Source organism: Mucilaginibacter flavidus (genome assembly GCF_024055575.1).
Lineage (GTDB): Bacteria > Bacteroidota > Bacteroidia > Sphingobacteriales > Sphingobacteriaceae > Mucilaginibacter > Mucilaginibacter flavidus.
This window is the reverse complement of the sequence record NZ_JAMXOE010000026.1, coordinates 15,991-38,611: the sequence shown is the minus strand read 5'-3', so window position 1 is coordinate 38,611 and position 22,621 is coordinate 15,991. Positions and strand designations below refer to the sequence as shown.

The window sequence follows — 22,621 nt, the reverse complement described above, 5'->3', positions numbered from 1 at the left end:
ATTTGGAAAAGGCTTTTGATCAACAAAAAAGCCATCATTTATTTAGAAGTGTCAAAAACCGTTCAGCATTATTTAAATGCGTATTTTTTTTATCTGCAGGCATTTTATCAAAAGTTTTGATGAGCATACCAAGGCGTGGGTTTTGTAAAAAAAAATTGCGGTGAACATGCATAAACCGCCAGAACAAACCGTCCCAGGTATCCTGCCAGGGGCCCTTTTTCCAATCGCCCATTTTCATCAGGTAATTGCTGCCGCTAATGTATGGTTTGGTCATCATAAGCCCGCCATCAGCAAATTGGGTCATCCCATAAACGTTGGGTACCATCACCCAATCGTAGGCATCAATATACATTTCCATAAACCAGCGGTAAACATCGTCTGGGTCAAATTCACACAGTAGCATAAAATTCCCCATAACCATCAGGCGTTCAATGTGATGGGAATAGCCAGTTGCCAGTACTTTTTTTATTACTGTATCCACAGGCGATATGCCGGTTGTTCCGGTCCAAAACATTTTTGGAATTTTGCGTGTAAATTTCCAAAAACTCTTAGTGCGCTGTTTACTTCCTTCCCGTTCATACACAATATGTACAAATTCGCGCCAGCCTAATACCTGCCTGATGAAGCCTTCCAACGAATTAAGCGGTATTTCATTATCTGAGGCTGCCTGCAACGCTTTGTCGATTATTTGCTGCGGGTTAAGTAGCCCGATATTAAGCATTGGTGTAAGTATGGAATGGTACAGGAAACTTTCGTTGGCAACCATTGCGTCTTCATAAATGCCGAAGTTAGCCAGTCGGTGGCTTAAAAAATCCTCAAGCCATTTTTCTGCGTCGGCAAAATTTGTTGGATAAAATCCGCCAATATTGCCGAATGGCGATGTGGTGGCACCGTAATTGTTTGGGAAGTTTTTATCGACCCATGTCTTAGCCGCGATAGTAAATTCGTTGTCAGCGGGCACTTCAAGTAAAGGCACCGCACCGTTTTTCGGAAATTTAAGGCGATTATCGACATCATAAGTCCACTTGCCGCCAACAGGCTGTTCAGCTCCTTCCAAAAGTATTTTCCGCAGCTTACGCTGGTTTTTGTAAAAATCTGTCTGGAAATAAGTTTTTTGTTCATCGAAAAATCCGGCAACCTCCCCGGCGGCGTTTAAAAAGTTAGGCGATTTATACGTTCTAACGTCTATTTTTAGCTTTTTACATTCCCGGAGTATCCGGCTGTTTAGCCAGTTATCGGCAGCATCAGCGTAAAATATTTGATTTATACCCTTACGCGAGAGGTCATGCAGTAACAACCTGACGTCAGACAGATTGCTGCTTGCATCGATATAATTTACAACTATGTTTTTTTCAGATAGGTAACGCGCGTACCATTTCATCGAGGCACGATGCAGCATCAACTTTTTCTTGTTGAAATTATATTGATTGAAAAATAAAGTTTCCTCCACCAGGTAAACGGGGCGGTCGGGATTTACTGCGGGATGCTGTTTAAATAATTGATGAGGGAATACTAACGTAGCACCATTTAAATCCATGTTATAAAATTGGTAGTGTATAAGCCATTTGTTTTTCCGACTAAATTGTTTTTGTTAAAAGGTTTATATTTTTATCCTGCAATTTCGACATAAAAACAACCATGCAAATAGCGCCGATAGTTGCAAAAAGCATATCTGATTGCGTGTCCCAAACATCGCCCTGGGTACCTAAAAACGAATCGCCCGACGAACCGGAAGCAATCGAAACAAACCATTCCAAAAATTCATAACACATGCTGATGGCCATACAAACTACCACCGTTAAAAATGGCATCCACGATTTTTTTTGAATAATGTTTTTCCGGATGTAAATCTCGCGAACTATCATGGCGGGAATAAAGCCCTGGGCAAAGTGGCCAAGCTTATCATAATTATTGCGGCTTTGATGGAAAACGTCTTTAACCCAGTTAAATAATGGAACCTGGGCGTAAGTATAATGCCCGCCTACGAATAGAATAAAACAATGTATGAGTATAAAACAGTAAGTTAAATAACTAAACCTGAACCCCTTAAAAGTTAGGGCAAGGATAACAAAACCAATAATAGCCGGGAAAACTTCCAGTATCCAGGTAAAATAATCGTGCGGCGCAATTGCCGAACCGATTAGCCCAATAAAAAACAGGGTGATAAGGATATAGTATTTTTTCATCTTATAAATATGGAGATTAAAATTAACATAGAATGACAACCGTGGAGGTAAAAAATAGCCACAGACGGCACTGAGAACGCACAGAGTCTACAAAGATTTTTTCTACCTCTTTGTGCCTTCTGCGCTATCTCAGGGATTAAAATGAGTAAATATTTAAAACTTTAATTTTTCCGCCCCGCTCTCTTCCGAATTGGTTTTTTCGTTTTGCTCCATAACCCATTCTTTATCTGCAAATATTTTCCTGTCTCTGTTTAGCGTGGGAGGAACCCCAAATATGCTCATGCCTGCTAAGGCAAGCGCCAAAAAAAGACTTAAAGCGCAAAGCCTTAACACCTTTTTGAAATGTTTCATAATATACCGAATATTAAAAATGTGCCGTATGTTAACGGGCATCTGTAATGAAATAAATTGATTGTGCCGCGTTTAGCGGCAAAGAGGGTGGTATTATGCTAACGCGATGGGTTCGTCGCCGTTATTATTGGGGATGGTTTTATGCTGGTAAAAAAAGACGGCAGGCGGTCTAGTGCGATATTGGCAATTTATAAACCGCGTTTTTGCCAGCACGCCATGAATTTGGGCAAGGCTAATTACTCGAGCAGAAAAAATAGCAGAGGGCCTAAGACCTAATGGTATTTGCTTTAAAGCCCTGCTGAAAGTAATTGTTCTTACCGCATTACTTTCATTCGCCCTAACTAATTCGGTTTTTTGCGCGGCAAATTTTGGTTGTTGCCTGATACCATGCCCCGAAAAGGTAAAAAAGCTTAATATCAATACCGCCGCAAGCAGCCATTTCGAAAATAAGCGTTGATAATTGTTCCGGGTAATATTCATTTCGTGAATAAAGGTACGAAGTTTATTGCAATTTTATTGGCACTATCGCCGCCCCATGTCGGCACACTCTCACCGCGTGTTATTACATTGCAGATGGTACTTTTGATAGATGCAAACCAACCAATCAGCCAAAGCCGGAACCAAAGAGTGGATAGCCCTCGCCGTGCTGGCCCTGCCTACGTTATTGATATCAATGGATACCACGGTGATATATCTTGCTGTGCCTTCAATTAGTGTGGCACTTAAGGCTACTACCGGTCGGTTAAGTTGAAATTACTTGAAAAAACATTGTAGTCAGTAAAATAAAAAAAGCCTGTGAATTCACAGGCTTTGGTAAATATTATTCACAAAATTTTGCCTACAAATACGATTGCAATGCTCCGCTGCGAGATGATTGCTTGATCCGCTGCAAAGCTTTATCCTTTATCTGGCGAACCCGCTCGCGGGTAAGGATAAATTTTTCGCCAATTTCTTCGAGCGTGTGGGTATGGTTGTTGCCTAAGCCGTAAAACAATACCAGCACTTCGCGGTCACGCTCGCCTAATTTTGATAACGAGCGGTTTAGCTCGGTAGCAAGCGAATCGTGTATCAGCGAACTGTCGGTACCCGGTTCGTTATTTTGCATAACGTCTAGCAATGTGCCTTCTTCGCCCTGTTGAAAAGGTGCATCGATAGATAGCTGCCTGCCTGAGTTTCTTAATGAATCGGCAATTTTTTCAACGGTGGTTTCCAGTGTTTCGGCAAGTTCTTCCGGCGTAGGGTCGCGCTCAAACTCCTGCTCTAACTGCGATTGTACTTTCCTTATTTTGCTTAGCGTTCCAATTTGGTTAAGCGGCAAACGCACCGAACGCGATTGGTCAGATATAGCCGATATGATAGACTGACGTATCCACCAAACGGCATATGATATAAATTTAAAGCCTTTGGTTTCGTCAAAACGTTTTGCTGCCTTAATTAAACCAAGGTTGCCCTCGTTAATTAAATCGCCCAGGGTGATGCCCTGGTTTTGGTATTGCTTAGCTACCGATACCACGAAACGTAAATTTGCTTTAGTTAAACGTTCCAATGCTGCCTGGTCGCCATCACGTATTTTTTGTGCCAGGATAACTTCTTCCTGTGCAGAGATAAGATCGACCTTACCAATTTCCGTTAAATATTTATCTAACGATTGGGTTTCGCGGTTAGTTATGGACTGGGTTATCTTGAGCTGTCTCATAGAAAAAAAAAGAATTAGGCCGCTAAAAGACTGCGGTAATGGATGATTGTATTAATCGTTCCTTAAGAGAAAAATGTGCTGTTGATTAACAGCAAGGAAAAATAAAAAGCATTTCCCGATTTTTACGGAAAATGCTTCGCGAATAATTATATAGATTGTTAAGCTATTTTTACTCTTACTGCGTTCGGGCCTTTCCTGCCTTCTTCAACTTCGTACTGAACTGTATCGTTTTCGCGGATGCGGTCGATTAGTCCTGATGAGTGAACGAAGACTTCTTTGCCGCCGTTGCTTGGGGTGATGAATCCAAAACCCTTTTCTTCATTAAAAAATTTTACTGTTCCTTCTTGCATTATATTGATTGTTAAATAGATGCAAATGTAGCCATAATAATCCATAAAACTGATATTAATGCATCTTGTTTCATATTAATTGCTTTGGAGTGATATAAAAACGCGTTTTATAGCTAATAAATTAGCTTTTAGGTCTTTAAAATCAACAGGCAAACGCCTGCGCCGATAGCGGTGGTTAAAAAATTAACCACGTTATTGCCAATTAAATGCCTGCGTTCGGCAGTTGCGCCAAGCAATGAATCGGCCAGGTTACCGATAATTCCGGCCAAAACAACCCATAAAAACTCCATATTCCAGCCATGCCCGATGGAATAAACAGTCGCAATTATCATCGCTCCCGCAATTCCGGCAAGGGTACCTTCAAGACTTATTACGCCATTCAGCCCACGGATGTCTTTTTTTAAAGTGATGATGTTATAAAACCTCTGCCCCAGTATGGTGCCGAGTTCAGACGATAGCGTATCGGCATTTGCAGATGCAAGGCTGCCGGCCATCATTAATTGTAATATCGGTGCGTGCGTCGGGTAATACCAAGCCAGGCCGCCCAGTATTGCTGCAACACCGCCGTTGGCCATTACCTGTGCTGCTGTGCGGCGGCCTTTATCGGCTTCGGCAAGACCCAGTTGCTGTTTCTTTTTTAACCCAATGCTTGTTGCACCCGAGCCTAGCACAAAAAATAAAACCAGTAAGGCCAGGCCGGTGTATCCGTCGCCGGTATAAACTAAAAAACCGGTTAGTCCGCCAAGCAGGGCGGCGGGGATGGTAAGCTTTCGGGTAATAATACTGAGCACCACACCCATTAAAAGAAAAATATAAACCAGGTAATTCGCAGAAAACATGGGGCAAATATAATAAACCGCCGTAGAGACACGAGGGCATCACATCTCTGCTTAAATTAACCTTTTACCTCGTTATGCAGCTCCATTATCCCTTTACCAAATGGCGCTGTTTTAGGTAGTTTGCAATTGACACAGCCGGATTTAACGTATGCAACTTCATTTTAAAAAACAATTTATTCAACAGGCGTTAATTATTAAAAATACCAGCCACAAATTAATTTCTATAAATTAACACTTTATTAAATTCAATAAAAACGCATTATGGCAACAGTAGCGCTCCACAGTACTGCCGGTAAATGGATAATGGTCTCAGCCATACTCGCTTCCTCGATGGCATTTATAGATGGCACGGCGCTAAACGTGGTTTTACCTGCGCTGCAAAATAGCCTGCAAGCCTCGGGAGCCGATTTGTTTTGGATATTGAATGCTTACCTGCTGATGCTGGCATCATTGATACTGATAGGCGGTTCGCTAGGGGATAAGCTGGGCCGGAAAAAGATATTTATGGCTGGTATTTTTATTTTTATCTGCGGCTCGGCTTTGTGCGGTATTGCGCCGGGTGTTACTTATTTAATTGCGTTCAGGATATTACAGGGAATAGGCGGCGCATTGATGATTCCCGGCAGTCTTTCTCTTATTTCATCCTCCATCAACCCGAATGAACGGGGCAAAGCAATTGGTACATGGTCGGCATTTACCACGGTAGTAACTATGGGCGGCCCCGTATTGGGCGGTGCATTGGCCGATGCTGGGTTGTGGCGATATATTTTTTTATCAATATCCCCATAGGCGTTGCGGCTTTGACAATGCTTTGGTTTAAAGTAAACGAAACTAAAGATGAAGGTGTTGATCAGTCGCTTGATTTTCCGGGTGCTGTGGCTATTGCTTTTGGATTGGCATTGGTGACCTTTGGTTTTTTGCGTGTTCCGGCCGTTGGCTGGGGTAACTGGCAGGTGTATACCGCATTAACAGCCGGTATTTCGTTTTTGATATCCTTTATAATTATCGAAAAAACAAGCAAGCATCCCATGATGCCTTTGCACCTTTTTGCCAACGCCACCTTTAGCGGCGCCAACCTGTTGACCTTGTTTTTATATGCGGGGTTAGGGGCGGGCATGCTGTTTATGTCGTTAAATATGGTGCAGGTGCAGGGTTACACCCAGTTGCAAAGCGGGCTTACTTTTTTGCCGTTTACAATCATGATGATCAGCCTGGCCCGTTTTGCCGGCGGCCTTGCCGATAAATTTGGCCCGCGGCTGCTTTTGATTTGCGGCCCGGCTGCAGCAGGCGTCGGTTTGCTGTTGCTTTCTTTTATTAAGCAAACCGCTGGCCCCGGTGATTACTGGACAACCTTTTTCCCGGGTATTATCATCTTCGGCCTGGGCATGTCGTTCACGGTGGCGGCTTTGACCGCCGCAGTAATGGGGTCGGTAAGTGACCATTTTTCCGGCACCGCATCGGGCGTAAATAATGCTGTTTCGCGTATTGCCGGTGTGTTTGCTAACGCGATTTTTGGTGCGTTGGCCGTTTTGTTTTTTAGTGGCGCGCTGCAGCCGAGGTTAAAAGATGTGAACCTTAATTACCAGCAAAAGCAGGAGATTATGGCCCAGTCGTCAAATCTTGGGGATGCACACGTGCCCTATGGCATCACTACCGACGAACAGACTATGAAGAAAATGTTCCACGAGAGTTTCGTCAGTGCTTATGCCAAAATAATGCTTACGTCGGCAGGGTTGGCGTTTTTGGGTGCATTGATGGGAGCGGTTTTTATTAGGAGTGATAGTCGAAAGTCCTGAGTCTTAAGTCCAAAGTCTAAATTGCCGTTTTTTTTTGACTTAAGACTGTCGACTCAAGACTTAGGCCTCTTCCGAAAGGTGATATTTACATATTAAAAAACCATCGATAGTTATACTTTGCAGCTATATTTTGAGGCTGCTATCCACATGAAAATTAATGTTAACTAACACAATTTGATGCCAACTCTCCAAAAGGTTTTTTGTTTGCTTTTTTTATCGTTGTTATCATTAGGCGCGTGGTGCCAGCCGGCAACCGGTTATGTATCCCTTGTTATTTTAAACGAAAAATCGCAACCGGTTGACGGGGCCACGGTGAAATTACTGAACAATGCCAAACCTGTAAAAACTGTGGTTAGTAACAGCAATGGTAAAGCGCTGTTCGAAAACGTAAAAGCCGGAGCCTATGCTTTTATAGTTACTTACACGGGTTATAGGCCGCAAACTACCCGGACTTACAACCTACCCTCGGAAAATATTGATACCGTAAAATTACAACCGCTGAATACCGTTTTGCAGCAGGTAGATGTAACTGCGCATGCCGCGACAATTGAACATCAAAAAGGCAAGGTGATTGTAAATGTTGATGCATCGGTAACCAATGCCGGAATCACGGTGCTGGAAGTTCTGGAGAAATCGCCCGGTGTAACGGTCGACAAAAATGGCGGGATCGCTTTGCAGGGCAAAACAGGCGTATTAATTACCATTGACGGTAAACCAACTTATCTGTCGGGCGCTGATCTGAATAATTTGCTGAGCAGCATGAGCTCAACCCAGGTATCTCAAATAGAATTGATTGCCAACCCAACAGCGCGTTACGATGCGAGCGGCAATGCAGGTATCATCAACATCAAAACAAAGAAGAATAAAATGCAGGGTTTTAACGGCTCGTTTACCACCAGCGTTGGCGAGGGTGTTTACCCTAAAAACACCAATAGCCTGGTATTGAATTACCGGGTAGGCAAAATAAACACCTTTTTTAATTACAACGTCAACATTGTTCAGTACTTAACGGACCTGTATGCCCTGCGAAAATATTATGATGAAAACGGCAATCTTACCTCTCAGCTGAAGCAACCCTCATATTTTAAAGGCACATTTGTTAACAACACGGTGAAAACCGGGCTCGATTATTACATCGGCCCAAAAACAACTATCGGTTTTGTGCTAGGTGGCACGCTCATACACCGCTCAGGAAATAACACGGCTACTGCGAGTTGGCTTAACCCTGCCGGGGCCGTTGACTCAGCCATTTTTACAGGTAACAACAACACCAACCGCTTTAAAAACGGTTCTGCTAATTTAAATTTGAGACACACGATATCCGATTCACAGGATTTAGCTGCAGATTTCGATTACCTGCATTATAGTATAAGCAGTCTACAGGATTTTACAAACCACCTTTTGGCCCCCGGCGGTTATACCGAAGAATCGCACAGCGACATCCCGACGACTATAGACATCGCCTCCGGCAAGGTTGATTACACCTTAAAGGTTGATAAAAGCAGCACTTTCGAGGCGGGCGTAAAATCATCACAAAGCAATACTGATAACCTGGCAGCGTATCAAAACCTGGTTGGCGGCCAGTGGGTTGATGATAACACCAAAAGCAATCACTTTTTATACCACGAAAACATCAGCGCAGTATACAGTTCGATTGAGAAAAAACTGGATAAGGTAACTATACAGGCTGGCGTTCGGTACGAACATACAGGCTACAGAGCGCACCAGTTGGGTAATGCAATTCAAAAAGACTCAGCTTTTTCACGCAACTACGGCCAGTTTTTCCCAAGTGGCTACATCAGTTACCAGGCCGATACGGCAAATAGTTTTACCCTTACTGCCAGTCGCCGCATTGACAGGCCGGTGTTTCAAAATCTTAACCCGTTTTACTTCATTATTAATAAATACACCTATCAAACCGGAAATGCATATCTGCTGCCGCAATACAGCTGGAACCTGGAACTGACGCATCAGTACAAACAATTACTCACCACATCAATATTATACAGCACCATTAAAAACTATTTTTCGCAGTTGTTTTTGGCCGATACGGCTAAGGGCATATTACTGTATTCGCAGGGTAATGTGGGTAAAACTTATACTATTGGCTTGTCCATGGCATTGAATTTATCTCCAACTGATTGGTGGTCGGTCACCACGCAGGCAACATACACTTACAAACGGTTGAAAGGGTTTAACGGGAACGATTTTACCAGCAATATTAATCAGCTTAATATGAGCGCCAATAACCAGTTTAAGTTGGGTAAAACCTACACGGCCGAAATCTCAGGTTTTTACACCACCAAAGCCAGGAACGATGTGCAGGAACTTTTGTACCCAACAGGCCAGCTATCGGCAGGTATTTCCAGGCCAGTACTGAATAGGAAGGGCACTTTGAGGTTCACCGCCCGCGATATTTTCCACACCAATGCAATGGAAGGCTTTACTTCGTTCCCTAACGCGACTGAATATTTTATTATTCACCGCGACAGCCGGGTGTATACGGTGTCATTTACTTACCGTTTTGGCAAAACCTACAAAACCGCCAAACGAACAGACGGCAGCGCCACCGAAGAAATGGAGAGGGTAGGGACAGGCGGGTAATTACTCGCCGCTCAATATCTCAATCACTCCAAAAACTGAAGGCCCTCGCAGCACCAAAATTTTATTGGAGTTAAAGCTTTCCTGTACGTGAGTACGTTTGTCTTCAACAGTTGCAAAAACCTGGGTAGTATCTGTTTCAATCCAACAGTCGTTGGGTACTCTTATTTTAACCTCGCCAAATCCCTGCTGAATATCAAGGATGGCTACGCCGGCAAGGTCGGCGTGGGTAAAGTCGAGTTCGGTGTTGCCAAAAAGCTGGCCTACCTGTCCGCCGCGAAAATCTTTTGAAAGGATGGTTTTTTTAACGCCACCAAAAACGGTTGTGGTATTTATATAATCGTCCGGGTTGGCGAATGCGTATGCTGAGTGAGTGTTCATGATTGTTAAATTTTAATGTTAACCAAAACTAACACAAGCGGCTAAGGATGAGAAGGTAAACCTTGCCGACGGAGGTAAGATGTCGGTAAATTATGGTTTTGTGTCGGCGAACAGACAAATGTAGTTTTGGCCGGCGTTACGGGTCAAAATACAGGCAACAAAAAAGCCGCTCAACAGGCGGCTTGCGGCATGCGTTACCGGCATTTGAATGGATTACCCAAACATGCCGATAAACAGTTCGGCGGTATCGGTTTCTATGCGCCAATTCCAGGTGTTTAACTTAGTATCGTTGGTTTTTAAATGGCGGATTTTAGCGCCAACCGATGGCGATTCGCTTTTTATATTGCTTTTGTTGCTGTTTGTATCGATAGAGTTACCGCCATTGGTGATAACTGTTGTTGTCTGCTTATTCATGGCGCTGTTATTTAATAAAAATCAAAAATAGGCCGCCTATCGCGCAAGTTGAAAGGGAAATCTGCGGGGAACAATCACAAGTCGGTGAATTACGGTTTTTAATCGGCGGATTTCGCTGGCCGGTAATATAAAAGCCTTCCAACTTTCGTTGAAAGGCTTCCGTAGACATTAATTCGTTTATTTATTATCCAACCCGCCTCTCCTCGTCGCTTTCACCGGCGTAGGCCATTTCACCCCTTCAACTTTTATATTTTTTGTTTTTTCTGGGTCTTCGCTCGCCATGTAGGCCATTATTGCTGCAAGCATGGCGTTGCTGCGCAGGTCGTCAAAAACAATTTTATCGTAAGTGTCGCGGTTAGTATGCCAGGTATACGCGCCGTACGACCAGTTAAGTGAACCCAGCGAAAAACCTGGTGCGCCAACAGCATCAAACGATGCAAAGTCGGAGCCTCCACCGCCCGGTGAGCCGGGGAAGTTAGTTTTAATTCGATTTTTTAAGGTATCGGGCACGGCAGCAAGCCAGCGGCCAAGGTAGTCTTTGGAATCAACATAGCCCGCGCCGCCAAGATTTACCACGCGACCAGTGCCGTTATCCTGGTTAAACAATGCCTGCAGGTTCTTTACAATTTCGGGATGATCTTCCACAAAAGCACGCGAGCCGTTCAGGCCTTCTTCCTCGCTGCCCCAGTGGCCGACTAATATAGTGCGTTTAGGGTGCGGGTAATATTTCTTTAAAAGACGCATCGCTTCCATCATCGTCAGCGTTCCGGTGCCGTTATCGGTAGCGCCGGTGCCGCCATCCCATGAGTCGAAGTGGGCGCTAAGCATAACGTATTCGTCCGGCTTTTCGGTGCCTTTTATTTCGGCAATGGTATTAAACGTCGGCACCACACCCAGTTCCTTCGATTCGGTGTGCACGCTGATCATCGGTTTATCGCCCGATTCGGCCAAACGGTAAATCATGCCATAATCTTCAAGCGCCACATCAACTGTAGGCACAATTTTAGTATAGGCGCTAAATATCTTATCTACCCCAAATCCTGCCGACCAGTTATTGGTGATTATACCCACAGCGCCGGCATTTTCGAGTGCTACAGGCAGGGTACGAGTGGTAAATCCTGTTTTTTTGATGCGGTTTTTCCATGCGTCAGTAAGCGCCGTGCGGTCTTTTTTCATTTTGTCGAAAGAGGTTGGTGTAGCAAACTCTTTCCAGTTATCATCCGGGCGACCTGTTGGCTGACAAACAGATATCATAACAAATTTACCTTTGGCATTTGGCAGCCATTGCTGAAAGGCTACTGAGTCGGTCACGTCAGGAAGTATTATTACCTCTGCGGTAACGGTCTTTTTACCCATTCCCGGGCTCCACGCCAGTTGCGTTCCTTCCAGCGATTTTACGCGGGGCGACACCATGTCGATATGCGATACGCCGCGTTCCCAGCCGCGCCATTCGCCCCACTTTTCGTTGTGGGCATCTATACCCCAGGTTTTGTATTTGGCAACCGCCCAGTCGTTTGCCTGTTTCATTTGCGGAGTGCCCACAAGCCGCGGGCCAATACCATCAAATAACTGGTGGGCCAGCAGCTCAAGCTGCGAATGATTGGTTTCTTCGGCCATGATGCTGTCGATAACAGGCTTATTTTGTGCCGATGCCATACTGCTGCAGAGAGCAACGCCTAAAGCAACAGGTATTACTTTTTGCCAAATAGTTTGGATAGGGTGGTGGTTAGCATTTTTCATAATTCTAAGATATTAAAATGCTGCTATGTAATAGTTTTGTTATACTATTTTTACACTACAGACCCTAAAATTAGGGCTTTACACCATCAAAACGAAGTATTTACTTTTACCTTAGTTTCCTGTAAGTTTTAAGCCTTCAATCCAATGAAAAATCCTAAATATCTATTGCTGTTATTAACAAACTTGTTTGCTTTCAGCCTATTTGCCAAAACCGGTACCGATAGCCTTTACAGTGTAAAAGGCTTTGCCATAGCGGCCCCACGACCAAACGGTGTAGCCGATTTTGTGAAGTTTATAAATGAAGAACTGGCACCGCTCAAGATAAATACATTAATAATGCGTGTAGATTATAACTACCAGTTTAAAAGCCACCCCGAATTGCGGGATTCCGTCGCCCTTTCAAAAAGTGACGTTAAGAAGATAGTTGAAGCGTGTAAAAAGAATAACATCAGCATAATACCGCAGGTAAACCTTTTGGGGCACCAATCATGGGCGGCTAAATTAGGCAGTTTGCTGAAGGTTTACCCCGAGTTTGATGAAACTCCATGGGTAAAAATGCCTGCTACGGCTGCGGAATATAAATGGCCAAATGCCGATGGTTTGTACTGCAAAAGCTATTGTCCGCTGCACCCAGGTGTTCATAAGGTTGTTTTCGAGGTAATTGACGAGGTTCTGGATGCATTTGAAGCTAATGCCTTCCATGCTGGTATGGATGAAGTATTTTATTTGGATGATGATAAATGCCCGCGCTGCGCCGGTCGGGATAAAGCGGTGCTGTTTGCCAACGAAGTGCAAACCATCCGCGACCATCTTGCCGAAAAAGGCCGCGAACTATGGATTTGGGGCGACCGCCTGATTGACGGCCGCACAACCGGCATAGGGGAGTGGGCCGCCAGTTACAATGACACCTATAAAGCGATAGACTTAATCCCCCGCGATGTGGTGATTTGCGACTGGCAGTACGACCGCGACAACCAAACCGCCGTTTACTTCGCAATGAAGGGCCTGCGCGTAGTAACCTGCGCCTGGAATCGTCCGCAGGTAGCACTGAGCCAGGTGGAAAACTATTACAGGGCAAGGGCCGCATCGGGCAAAGAACTTAAACCACGTTTTTATGGGATGGCTGAAACCATATGGTCGTCGCCGAGCCAGTTTTTGGATGGATATTATGGTCGCGTTGCAAACCCGCAGGGCGGTGACAATACGCCGTGGAATACGTTTAAGATTATGTTTGATAAGATGGGGCAATTGGAGCAGCAAGCGCCGGCAATAAAATAGTTAGTTTGCATTTTGCGACGAATGGATGCTATCTTTTATCTGTCAGCCGACGTATGCGAAAATGGTATAGAAAATGATTTTGGCGGTTTCGCGATGGGCGTTGCCCATCGCTGGTGGGTTTGACCCTTTCAGGGTCACTATTATTCAATAGCGTAAATTTCAAGCAAGCCAAAAAGTATCTACATTGCGCTAATTACTAACCCTGAAGGGGTTCAATCTGTCAGCGCAGGTCAACGGCCTGCGCTAAAACGACGGAAATGGCGATATTCCGAATATATAAATTTATTATACCCGTGAGATCCACATACTTAATAATGAATTATTATTTCAATAAATATTGAAAGTTCAATATATTTATTACATTTGTGTCCTGATTTAGCCTAATCGATATATGGAACCCGACCAAACTGTTATCCAACAACTTATTCGCCTGGCAGGCCTGGCACAAACAGGCTTGGTAGCTGGTAGCTTTTTCATCCCAAAGGTGCTCGGCTGGAAAGGGGAGTTAGCCAAAGTTCAGCCATTAATTAAACAGATGTTTTGGACGTATGCCGCTTATATTCTCGTCATAAACCTTTGTTTCGGCTTACTTTCTATGTTCGATTACAGGGAGCTAACCAACGGCTCAAACCTTGCAATAATTATTAACGGATTTATCGCCGCTTATTGGGTGTCACGGGTTTTAATCCAATTCTTTTATTTCGACAGGTCTAACTTTCCCGCGGGAAAATTGAACAAGCTGGCCGAAGTAGTTTTAGTATTATTATTTATTTCGCTCAGTGCGGTTTACGGTCTTGCGTTTTATTTTAATCTTCATCAAAACTAGCATGGAACTTATACTGCATATTGTTTATTTCGGGCTGATAAATTTAGCAGTAGCTTTCGTTGGCTACGCGTTAATTAAGCGGGGGGTGATTTGGCAGAGCTGGCTATTACTGGTCGTTAGTATTTTTGCCGTTTATCTTATCTTTCTGCGCGATTATCCTATTGCCCGGATGCTATCGCTAATTGCGCTGACATTTACCGCTATGAAAGTTATCGCGGTAGCAGAAAGTTATAAAGGCAAAAAGCTCAAGCTTACTTTTAAACAATGGTTTGTTTTTGCCACAGGCTGGGCAGGTATGCGGGCCGAACCTTTTGAAACACTTGGCGCAAAGGCGCTTCCCAACGCCTGGGCGATGATCAGGTTTGGAGTTAGTCGAATGGCAATGGGAGGGGTGCTCATCCTGTTAGCCCATTTAATTGTTTCTTTTCATTTTAACCAGGATCTGACTTATACTATTGTTAGCATAATGTTGCTCGTCGGTCTAAGCTTGATCTTACATTTTGGTTTGTTAAGCGTTAGCGCCGGCTCATGGAGGTTATCAGGTGTCAATACTTATTTCTTGTTCAAACAACCTGCGCATGCTTTAAGCCTCGCTGAATTTTGGAGCAAACGCTGGAATTTAGCCTTTACCGAAATGACATCAATTGCCATTTTCCGCCCCTTGCGTAAAAAGACAGGTCCGGCAATAGCATTAATGCTGGCCTTTATATTTTCAGGCTTGCTGCATGAGCTTGCTTTGAGTGTTCCGGTAAACCATGGTTATGGCTTGCCGCTTTTGTATTTCATTATCCAGGGTTTATTGGTTTTGGTTGAAAAAGCCCTGGCGGGTCGCAACGTCAAGTTTTTAAAGAATAAAATGGTGGCTCATGCCTGGGTTTTCTTCTGGATGGTTGCGCCCGCGCCATTGCTGTTTCATACACAGTTTATCAAACAGATTGTATGGCCTTTGTCAGGTTTATAATAACAATAATATAGCGCTTAACATTTTTTAATAATATAACTATCTTACCACCCAAAACCATCGTATGGCTAATTGGGTAAAAAATTATAGCGGCATGTTTTTGCTGATAGGCGGCATCCTCATCGGTAGCCTTGCAGGTATCCTGCTCGGTAAGCAAGCCGAAGTGCTTAAGCCTATCGGCGATATATTTTTAAACCTGCTGTTTGTTGCCGTTATCCCTTTAGTATTTTTCGCCATTGCATCAGCCATCGCTAACCTTCACGGTAACCAAAAGCTAAACCGCATAATGATTATTATGACGCTGGTGTTTTTGGGTACGGTGCTTGTTGCGGCCCTGGTGACCATTGTGGCGGTGACTATTTTTCCGGTTCATCAACAGGCCATCGTCGGTGCTGCATCAACACATACCGATAAAGCGCTTTCGGGCGACCAAATAACTCAACTATTCACCACCGGCGAATTTTACCAGCTGCTATCGCGCAAAAACATGCTGGCCATGATCATATTCGCCATTTTAATAGGCTTCGGCACCTTAAATGCAGGCGAGAAAGGCACCGACTTTCGCCGGTTTCTAAACTCCGGTAACGAAGTATTTAAAAACGTATTTGTGCTTATCATGAAGCTTGGGCCAATTGGTTTAGGTGCATATTTTGCTTACCAGGTTGCAGTTTTCGGACCTTCGCTGTTTGGTACTTACGCACATACAATGGGTATTGGCTATGGAGTAAGCATTTTTTACTACGCAGTATTTTTTAGCATTTATGCCTTTATCGCTGGCGGAGTTAAAGGCGTAAAAAAATATTGGCGCAATAACATCATTCCGTCGGCTACGGCGGTGGGTACCTGCAGCAGTATAGCAACTATTCCGGCCAATCTCGATGGAGCGAAAAAGATGGGCGTATCTGATATAATTGCCGGCATAACCATCCCCTTAGGCGGCACTTTACATAAAGATGGTTCTAGCATTTCCTCTATCTTGAAAATGGCGGCTGTATTCGCCATGTTCGGCAAGAGTTTCAACAGTCCTGATGTTATCCTGCTTGCGTTGGGCATGACGGTACTGGTGAGTATTGTTGAGGGCGGCATACCCAACGGCGGTTATGTTGGCGAGTTGTTGTTTATTTCGGCCTATGGTTTTCCACCTGAAGCACTGCCGCCGGCCATTATCATCGGCACATTGATCGACCCGGTTGCTACCTTGCTAAATGCCACTGGTGATACTGTCGCCGCAATGATGATTAACCGGTTTGCTGATAAAGAAAGTTGGGTGGCGGGAGAAACTGCTTAATTAACTCAAAATGTGAAACATTCTGATTATTAACAAATTACAGAAATGTATCTGAAGAGCTTAAACTCTGTAATGATTGATTATCAGTCACTTATGTTCTGATAAAACTCAAATATTCTGATAATCAGCATGTTCCATACCGTTCGGGGTGTTCCGTTGTGAAAATGGAACGCTTTTGCGAGATGTTGTCTCTGAAAAGTGCCGATCACCCTGTACGTGGGGAGACGCAAGTATTGCGTCTCTACAAAAAAAATGTCTTAAAACGCATCTTCCTCAATCTTCACCGGCCCCAGTAATCCCGAAGGCGACAACTTCGATTTACTGTCAAAATAATTCCAGGTGGTAAAACAATATCTTCCTTTTGAGGGACGGGGTTCATTTTTCAAAAACCAATCAGGGAATTCTTTAAGATACTGGCCGCTGTTGTACATATACATATTGGGCAGCCATTTCATATCTGCCGGTTCCTGCTCGTCACCGATAAGCCTGTTTGCCCAAACGTTTGTGACTTCAATTTTTATTTCGTTTGCAGTTCCCAGCATTGTAGTTGGGATAGCAATTCGCCACGGCGCAGTCCATACCACGCCTGCATCCTTATTGTTTATAAATACCCTGGCAATACAATTAACCGTGCCCAGGTTAATGTATACGGTATGGTTAAGTTTTGCGAGTTCGTCTTTAGGGATATTGAACGTTTTGGAGTAAACGGCAGTACCGCTGTAATATTTAATCCCCTTGTCTGCATTTGCAGCCCAGTCGGTCAGTTCGTCAAATTTTACAGCGGTGGCCGGCCCGCCCCAGGCCGCATCGAATTTAACTATCCACGGGCCATCCAGGCTAAGCACCGGTTTGCTTGCAGTAAAATTTGCCTTTTGGATAAAACCCAGCTTCACAAACGGTTTCCTGAAAACTATAAAAAAGCTTTGTGCATCGTCGAATTTTAAGGTGATACTGGTTTTGCCATCTTTTTGGGTGAATTCATTTAAATCGCGCATTGTTCCGGCAACCGGGTCCCACAATTCTGGCTGCAAGCCTGCTACGTTAAAAGTGCAATCGGCATTGCCTGGGTAATGCGAAGTGTTGGCCACAAAATAAACGTCGGTGTTGTTTTCTTTTCGGTGGATTTCTTTCAAAACGATATTCATGTTACCCAGTCTCACACCAAAATCGTCCAAAGTGTTTGGTACATAATGCCCCCATTGCAGCATGGCAGAGCAGCGTTGCAGGTAATTAACCATAGCCTTTGCAGGCTTCCACCAGGTTTGGGTACGGTCGAAATGTGTGCCCCATTGGCCCATTGCGTTGCCCGGCTTGTATTTATCGTCCCAGGGCTGTTGAACAAAACGGTGTATTATTATTTTATTAACACCGGCGCAAAAGGCCTCATCGCCAACCGGCTTTAACCATGCAGGTGTTTCGCTCCACTTACTATCGGCAGGCTGGCCGGTAAAGGCCTCAGCTGCCAATATATTTTGGTTCGATCTCCTTAAAGAGGCAATCACTCCATCCAGTTCGTAAGGCGCAAAAGTACCATCATGGGTCCAGAACTCACCCATCACATTCGAAACCAGCGGCACTACTTCGTCAGACCGCCATGGGCCGCCATAGGGCTCCGATTGAAAATTCAAGCCGGCAGCTTTAAGTTTTTTGGCGATAGTAATATAATACACATCGCGGTAAAGGTCCTGCACCGTGTTATTAAAATCATTCCTGAAACGATCGGTTTGTTCCCGGCCTTCTACGGTTCGGCCGGCAAATGTCGCCAGGTAAGGCAATATGTCATAACCCCGGCGCGCTGCGAACTCTTCGCGCATTTTTGGCGTCCAGGTGGCATCGTTTTCTTCGTAACTGTCGAAATAAACATGGTCAACAGTATTGCCCACAAGTGGGCCAAGATGTCTTTTAATTTCGCCAATCACATGGTCCATGTGAAATTCAACGGCTTTGGGGCTCATTTTATCACATTCAAAACCTGCGGCCTGCCATTGCGCGGGCTGTACGGCTGCACCCATGGTGGTATGGCCAAAGCGATAAATTACCCAGTTGCCTTCGGGTGCATCCCACTCAAGTTTGCCATCGGGCGTCATCAATGGGGTGAGGTCGATGATAGAACTTTTAAAAACAGTATCTTTTGCCGGCATGGCCAACACTGCAATGTCTTTATAATAGGTTTTACGCTCCGGTATTTCGGGCATTTCTATTTTGCCATTTTTGGCGTTGTAAGTCGGGAACCGGGCATTGGAGCGCGGGTCGACTTTTGGTCTGTCCAACTCTATTTTTTGTTTGCCACTGTTGCCGCTAATCCTTTTCTGCGACCAGCTCAGCTGCTGCATTGAAAGTTCGGGTGTTATCCAAACACCGCCGCTGGTGGCATAGCCCGCACCGTTGAACAAGCCCATGGTCATCCCCAATCGTTTCGACTCATTAGCAGCGTGTTTCACCAATGCCCACCAGGGTTCTGTCCAGGCAATCACCTCGGGTGTAGGATCTTTATCTATTGGGGCGCCCCATGGATTGGTTACATCGGCAAGGCCTAGCATGGTAGTGTTGTTAAAGCCTTCTTCCTTTAAAGCTTCCAGGTCTTTGGTGATCCCTGCTTTGCTCACATTGGCGCCCATCCACATCCACAAAACGCCTGGCTTTGCCGATTCCGGCGGATGTAAAAAAAGTTGTTCGGGGCTATTTGCGGGTGGTTTTACAACATTCTTTTTATTGGGCTGAGCTATTGCGGTAAAAGCGATACATAGCAATAAGGGGAGTGCTGCAGCAGTTTTTTGCAAATTCATGATGTTTTACTAAGGGTATTGCATATATAACCATTAATACGCTAATAAGGAATTGTTTTATGTATTATCATTCGCTGACCCATAACTTTAAAATTCAATACAAAGACTTTGACAGCTGCCCAACCTTTGTTGCTGATTTGTTTAAGCGGGAGAATTAGTTTTCGGAAGGGCTGAGGTATCTCGCAAAGCAATAGGGTTTAGTATAAAGTCTAAAGTCTTAAGTCGAACTCTGTTTTTTGTTTTGACTTAAGACTTTGGACTCGAGACTGTTGACTTAATTTACACTCTCAAAAACGTTTTCTTCTCATACAAATAATACAAAAATACCCATTTAATCAACACAAACGTTATCGCCATTAGCACAGCTCCATAAGGCTCGCCGGCTAGCTGGCCCAGCCATTTAAAAAAGCCGTCGTTGGTGTAATTCCAGTTTATAAAGTGGCCCGACATGTATATCAGGATAGAGTTCATGCCTATCACCCGGAAAAAAAATGTCCATTTTTTATAGCCTTTTACATCGATGATAAAATAGAATAACGACATCAACAACAAGCTTATCCCACCAACCATCATCACAAACGAACTTGACCAAAGATTTTTATTGATGGGGAAATCGAAATTCCAAATTAAAGCAACAAGTATAAATACGACACCGGCGATCGCCAGCCGCGAGGTTTTTGCCATTTGAGACAGCTTTTTACTTTTTAACGTTAAGCCTGCCATTATACCAAGCAGGCCTGTGCTTATTGCCGGTATGGTTGAACAAAGTCCTTCCGGATCATGCATATTTGGCCGGCCATCGGGATACGGTACGTATAAATGACCTGGCAACACTAGTCGGTCTATGTATGAAGCAAAGTTTCCCTGTGGCGTCAGGTCGCCGATGTGAAAACCTGGTGCGGCCGTAAATTTAAGCAGCAGATAGTACCCTATGATAAAGAAAAAGAACCAGAATATCAGTGCATATTCCCGTGCATACAGGTAAATGATGTTGGCAAACATATAGGCCAGGCCGATGCGCCCAAGCACGCTCCCGAACCTGATTTCGGCAATAGGCCTTATTTGAAGGCCATTATTAGCAATGATTCCTAAAAGTACCAGGATAAAACCACGTTTTATAACTCTCCAAAGCAGCTGCTCACGCGATTTACCTTTCTCCAGTTCGCGGCCAACCGAAAATGGTGTCGACACGCCAGCCATGAATAAAAACAACGGGAAAATTAGGTCGTAGGCATGGAAGCCGTTCCAATCAGGATGGGTGAATTGGTTTGCCATGGCATTCCAAAACGCCGATTGGCCGTGGGTAGCAGTTTTCATGGTGTACCAAATTTCGTCGGCACCCATAATCCAAAACATGTCAAAACCCCGAAGGGCGTCTAATGAGAATAAGCGGGTAGGGGCAGCGTCAAAATCGTCTGCTGGTTGTTGTGTGGTTACTGAATGAGCCATTCGGTTTAAATAATTGGGTTAGTAACCGAAAGGTAGTTTTTTTTGGGAGAAAAGCAAAAAATTGGTTGAATATGTTGATTGAGTTGGATTAGGTTGAGTAAGTTCGGTTAGAGTTTACCAAGTTGATATAGTTGGATTAGGTTGATAGCGTTGGTTTCTGGTATGAAACCTAATCAACTTAATCCAACTCAATCAACCTTTAAACTAACCTATTCCCCTCTTTTTAACCCAAATTTCTCAATTTTGCTGTATAGGTGACTACGCTGGATATCGATATCGTCGGCAGTTTTTGATACGTTCCAGTTATTTTTTTCCAGTTTGAACTTAATATACTCGCGTTCAGCAAAGTCTTTATATTCCTGGAAATTGGTAAACTGGTCGAAATCTGTCTGAGGTGCTGCGTTGCCATTGGATACTACGGCAGGTGATGAAGGATTAGCAAATATTTTAACATCGCTGTCGGTAATCGTCCTGTCGCTTAAAATAATCAAACGCTCAATCATGTTACGCAGCTCGCGGATGTTGCCCGTCCAAGGCAGTGCCTTAAGCGCTTCCAGGGCGGCTTCCGATATCTTTTTAACCGGCATACCATAATCGTTGCAGATTTCATCCAGGAAGCTTTGTGTTAATAATGGAATGTCATCCTTGCGGTCGGTAAGCGGCGGTACGTGTATCAGGATAACGCTTAGCCGGTGGTAAAGGTCCATACGGAAATTACCTGCATCAATTTCCTTTAACAAATCCTTATTTGTCGCAGCAACCACTCGTACATCCACATCAATCTCCTTTTCGCCGCCAACCCGGGTTATTTTATTTTCCTGCAGGGCACGCAGCACTTTAGCCTGAGTTGATGGGCTCATGTCGCCGATCTCGTCTAAAAAGAGTGTGCCGCCATTGGCTGATTCAAATTTGCCTATACGTTGTTTTATGGCAGATGTAAAAGAACCTTTTTCGTGGCCAAATAGTTCACTTTCAATTAATTCAGATGGTATAGCAGCACAGTTAACCTCAATTAGGGGCGCATTTGACCGGTTTGACTTTTCGTGCAGCCAGCGCGCAACCAGTTCTTTACCGCTGCCGTTAGCACCGGTAACCAGCACTCTCGCATCGGTAGGGGCAACGCGCTCAATGGTTTCCTTTATTTTTTTTATGGCCTGCGATTCGCCCAAAATAGCGCGGACTTTTGATACCCTTCTTTTTAATACTTTAGCTTCTGTTACTAAACTTCCGCGGTCTAACGCGTTGCGTACAGTAATCAGCAGGCGGTTGAGGTCGGGCGGTTTGGAAATAAAATCGAACGCCCCTTTTTTGCTGGCTTCTATTGCTGTTTCAACCGTACCATGCCCCGATATCATAATGAACGGCAGGTCGGGTTTAATTGAAAGACCTTCAGTAAGTACTTCCATGCCGTCCATGCGGTTCATTTTGATGTCGCACAGCACCAGGTCGTAGTCATTTTTACGTATCAGTTCGAGCCCGTCAATGCCGTTGTCAACATCTTCAACTACATAGTCTTCATATTCAAGTATTTCCCGCAGTGTACTGCGTATCGAACGTTCGTCGTCAATTATTAAAATTTTAGCCATTGGTCATCAATAGTTTTTGTTTTTCGTTTTTGTGGTAAGATGTTACGAATATATGTAAATGTATAGAAAACCAAACACATTTTTGAACGAATG

The 22,621-nt window shown here is 44.2% G+C and carries 18 protein-coding genes and 1 pseudogene; 7 read left to right on the top strand and 12 right to left on the bottom strand.

The window, feature by feature from the left end; all coding sequences use genetic code 11:
• Window positions 1-34: 34 nt before the first annotated feature.
• The 3 genes from NAF19_RS25830 to NAF19_RS25820 all read right to left on the bottom strand — a co-directional run bounded on the left by NAF19_RS25830 (window position 35) and on the right by NAF19_RS25820 (window position 2,537).
• A complete protein-coding gene (locus tag NAF19_RS25830; RefSeq protein ID WP_252793258.1) occupies window positions 35-1,537 on the bottom strand; it encodes a cryptochrome/photolyase family protein in 1,503 nt (500 codons plus the stop codon).
• Between the two features lie 40 nt (window positions 1,538-1,577).
• A complete protein-coding gene (locus tag NAF19_RS25825) occupies window positions 1,578-2,186 on the bottom strand; it encodes a DUF2238 domain-containing protein (protein WP_252793257.1) in 609 nt (202 codons plus the stop codon).
• A 153-nt stretch (window positions 2,187-2,339) separates the two neighbouring features.
• Window positions 2,340-2,537 (bottom strand): hypothetical protein, encoded by a 198-nt coding sequence (locus tag NAF19_RS25820; protein ID WP_252793256.1) that lies wholly within the window; start codon window positions 2,535-2,537, stop codon window positions 2,340-2,342.
• Between the two features lie 589 nt (window positions 2,538-3,126).
• On the opposite strand from NAF19_RS25820, the gene NAF19_RS25815 reads away from it, so the two are divergent.
• A complete protein-coding gene (locus NAF19_RS25815) occupies window positions 3,127-3,288 on the top strand; it encodes a hypothetical protein (RefSeq protein ID WP_252793255.1) in 162 nt (53 codons plus the stop codon).
• 87 nt (window positions 3,289-3,375) lie between these two features.
• Here NAF19_RS25815 and NAF19_RS25810 read toward each other — a convergent pair whose 3' ends face one another.
• The 3 genes from NAF19_RS25810 to NAF19_RS25800 all read right to left on the bottom strand — a co-directional run bounded on the left by NAF19_RS25810 (window position 3,376) and on the right by NAF19_RS25800 (window position 5,422).
• Window positions 3,376-4,233 carry a sigma-70 family RNA polymerase sigma factor gene (locus tag NAF19_RS25810; protein ID WP_252793254.1) on the bottom strand — a complete coding sequence of 286 codons (858 nt, stop codon included), beginning with the start codon at window positions 4,231-4,233 and terminating at the stop codon, window positions 3,376-3,378.
• 158 nt (window positions 4,234-4,391) lie between these two features.
• Window positions 4,392-4,583, bottom strand: a complete 192-nt coding sequence (locus NAF19_RS25805; protein WP_252793253.1) for a cold-shock protein — start codon at window positions 4,581-4,583, stop codon at window positions 4,392-4,394.
• 128 nt (window positions 4,584-4,711) lie between these two features.
• Window positions 4,712-5,422, bottom strand: a complete 711-nt coding sequence (locus tag NAF19_RS25800; protein ID WP_252793252.1) for a DUF92 domain-containing protein — start codon at window positions 5,420-5,422, stop codon at window positions 4,712-4,714.
• 261 nt (window positions 5,423-5,683) lie between these two features.
• Here NAF19_RS25800 and NAF19_RS30860 point away from each other — a divergent pair.
• A pseudogene (locus NAF19_RS30860) lies at window positions 5,684-7,218 on the top strand (MFS transporter).
• 177 nt (window positions 7,219-7,395) lie between these two features.
• A complete protein-coding gene (locus tag NAF19_RS25785; protein ID WP_252793249.1) occupies window positions 7,396-9,822 on the top strand; it encodes a TonB dependent receptor in 2,427 nt (808 codons plus the stop codon).
• Here NAF19_RS25785 and NAF19_RS25780 read toward each other — a convergent pair whose 3' ends face one another.
• The 3 genes from NAF19_RS25780 to NAF19_RS25770 form a co-directional block, all read right to left on the bottom strand.
• Window positions 9,823-10,200: a LiaF domain-containing protein gene (locus NAF19_RS25780; RefSeq protein ID WP_252793248.1), complete on the bottom strand. Its 378-nt coding sequence runs from the start codon at window positions 10,198-10,200 to the stop codon at window positions 9,823-9,825.
• Window positions 10,201-10,413: 213 nt separating this feature from the next.
• Window positions 10,414-10,614 carry a hypothetical protein gene (locus tag NAF19_RS25775; protein ID WP_252793247.1) on the bottom strand — a complete coding sequence of 67 codons (201 nt, stop codon included), beginning with the start codon at window positions 10,612-10,614 and terminating at the stop codon, window positions 10,414-10,416.
• A gap of 177 nt (window positions 10,615-10,791) precedes the next feature.
• Entirely contained in the window at window positions 10,792-12,354 is a 1,563-nt protein-coding gene (locus NAF19_RS25770) for a M20/M25/M40 family metallo-hydrolase (protein ID WP_252793246.1), read from the bottom strand.
• A 144-nt stretch (window positions 12,355-12,498) separates the two neighbouring features.
• Between NAF19_RS25770 and NAF19_RS25765 the strand changes: the two genes are divergently transcribed.
• The 4 genes from NAF19_RS25765 (at window position 12,499) to NAF19_RS25750 (ending at window position 16,707) form a co-directional block, all read left to right on the top strand.
• Window positions 12,499-13,632 carry a family 20 glycosylhydrolase gene (locus NAF19_RS25765; protein WP_252793245.1) on the top strand — a complete coding sequence of 378 codons (1,134 nt, stop codon included), beginning with the start codon at window positions 12,499-12,501 and terminating at the stop codon, window positions 13,630-13,632.
• 391 nt (window positions 13,633-14,023) lie between these two features.
• Complete coding sequence (locus tag NAF19_RS25760) at window positions 14,024-14,458, top strand: hypothetical protein (protein WP_252793244.1); 435 nt, start codon at window positions 14,024-14,026, stop codon at window positions 14,456-14,458.
• A gap of 1 nt (window position 14,459) precedes the next feature.
• Window positions 14,460-15,419: an MBOAT family protein gene (locus NAF19_RS25755; protein WP_252793243.1), complete on the top strand. Its 960-nt coding sequence runs from the start codon at window positions 14,460-14,462 to the stop codon at window positions 15,417-15,419.
• 64 nt (window positions 15,420-15,483) lie between these two features.
• Window positions 15,484-16,707, top strand: a complete 1,224-nt coding sequence (locus NAF19_RS25750) for a dicarboxylate/amino acid:cation symporter (RefSeq protein ID WP_252793242.1) — start codon at window positions 15,484-15,486, stop codon at window positions 16,705-16,707.
• 257 nt (window positions 16,708-16,964) lie between these two features.
• Here the strand turns inward: NAF19_RS25750 and NAF19_RS25745 are convergent, their stop codons facing one another.
• From NAF19_RS25745 to NAF19_RS25735, 3 genes are all read right to left on the bottom strand, one after another.
• Window positions 16,965-19,493 carry a glycosyl hydrolase gene (locus NAF19_RS25745; RefSeq protein ID WP_252793241.1) on the bottom strand — a complete coding sequence of 843 codons (2,529 nt, stop codon included), beginning with the start codon at window positions 19,491-19,493 and terminating at the stop codon, window positions 16,965-16,967.
• A 279-nt stretch (window positions 19,494-19,772) separates the two neighbouring features.
• A complete protein-coding gene (locus tag NAF19_RS25740) occupies window positions 19,773-20,942 on the bottom strand; it encodes an acyltransferase family protein (RefSeq protein ID WP_252793240.1) in 1,170 nt (389 codons plus the stop codon).
• A 209-nt stretch (window positions 20,943-21,151) separates the two neighbouring features.
• Window positions 21,152-22,528 (bottom strand): sigma-54-dependent transcriptional regulator, encoded by a 1,377-nt coding sequence (locus NAF19_RS25735; RefSeq protein WP_252793239.1) that lies wholly within the window; start codon window positions 22,526-22,528, stop codon window positions 21,152-21,154.
• Window positions 22,529-22,621 lie beyond the last annotated feature (93 nt).

Excerpts from the sequence above, each read along its gene's own strand:
- NAF19_RS25760 (WP_252793244.1), top strand. The coding sequence starts at position 14,024 with ATGGAACCCGACCAAACTGTTATCCAACAACTTATTCGCCTGGCAGGC.
- NAF19_RS25770 (WP_252793246.1), bottom strand. The coding sequence starts at position 12,354 with ATGAAAAATGCTAACCACCACCCTATCCAAACTATTTGGCAAAAAGTA.
- NAF19_RS25740 (WP_252793240.1), bottom strand. The coding sequence starts at position 20,942 with ATGGCTCATTCAGTAACCACACAACAACCAGCAGACGATTTTGACGCT.
- NAF19_RS25810 (WP_252793254.1), bottom strand. The coding sequence starts at position 4,233 with ATGAGACAGCTCAAGATAACCCAGTCCATAACTAACCGCGAAACCCAA.
- NAF19_RS25825 (WP_252793257.1), bottom strand. The coding sequence starts at position 2,186 with ATGAAAAAATACTATATCCTTATCACCCTGTTTTTTATTGGGCTAATC.
- NAF19_RS25820 (WP_252793256.1), bottom strand. The coding sequence starts at position 2,537 with ATGAAACATTTCAAAAAGGTGTTAAGGCTTTGCGCTTTAAGTCTTTTT.
- NAF19_RS25815 (WP_252793255.1), top strand. The coding sequence starts at position 3,127 with ATGCAAACCAACCAATCAGCCAAAGCCGGAACCAAAGAGTGGATAGCC.
- NAF19_RS25800 (WP_252793252.1), bottom strand. The coding sequence starts at position 5,422 with ATGTTTTCTGCGAATTACCTGGTTTATATTTTTCTTTTAATGGGTGTG.
- NAF19_RS25775 (WP_252793247.1), bottom strand. The coding sequence starts at position 10,614 with ATGAATAAGCAGACAACAACAGTTATCACCAATGGCGGTAACTCTATC.
- NAF19_RS25805 (WP_252793253.1), bottom strand. The coding sequence starts at position 4,583 with ATGCAAGAAGGAACAGTAAAATTTTTTAATGAAGAAAAGGGTTTTGGA.
- NAF19_RS25785 (WP_252793249.1), top strand. The coding sequence starts at position 7,396 with ATGCCAACTCTCCAAAAGGTTTTTTGTTTGCTTTTTTTATCGTTGTTA.
- NAF19_RS25765 (WP_252793245.1), top strand. The coding sequence starts at position 12,499 with ATGAAAAATCCTAAATATCTATTGCTGTTATTAACAAACTTGTTTGCT.
- NAF19_RS25735 (WP_252793239.1), bottom strand. The coding sequence starts at position 22,528 with ATGGCTAAAATTTTAATAATTGACGACGAACGTTCGATACGCAGTACA.
- NAF19_RS25745 (WP_252793241.1), bottom strand. The coding sequence starts at position 19,493 with ATGAATTTGCAAAAAACTGCTGCAGCACTCCCCTTATTGCTATGTATC.
- NAF19_RS25830 (WP_252793258.1), bottom strand. The coding sequence starts at position 1,537 with ATGGATTTAAATGGTGCTACGTTAGTATTCCCTCATCAATTATTTAAA.
- NAF19_RS25755 (WP_252793243.1), top strand. The coding sequence starts at position 14,460 with ATGGAACTTATACTGCATATTGTTTATTTCGGGCTGATAAATTTAGCA.
- NAF19_RS25780 (WP_252793248.1), bottom strand. The coding sequence starts at position 10,200 with ATGAACACTCACTCAGCATACGCATTCGCCAACCCGGACGATTATATA.
- NAF19_RS25750 (WP_252793242.1), top strand. The coding sequence starts at position 15,484 with ATGGCTAATTGGGTAAAAAATTATAGCGGCATGTTTTTGCTGATAGGC.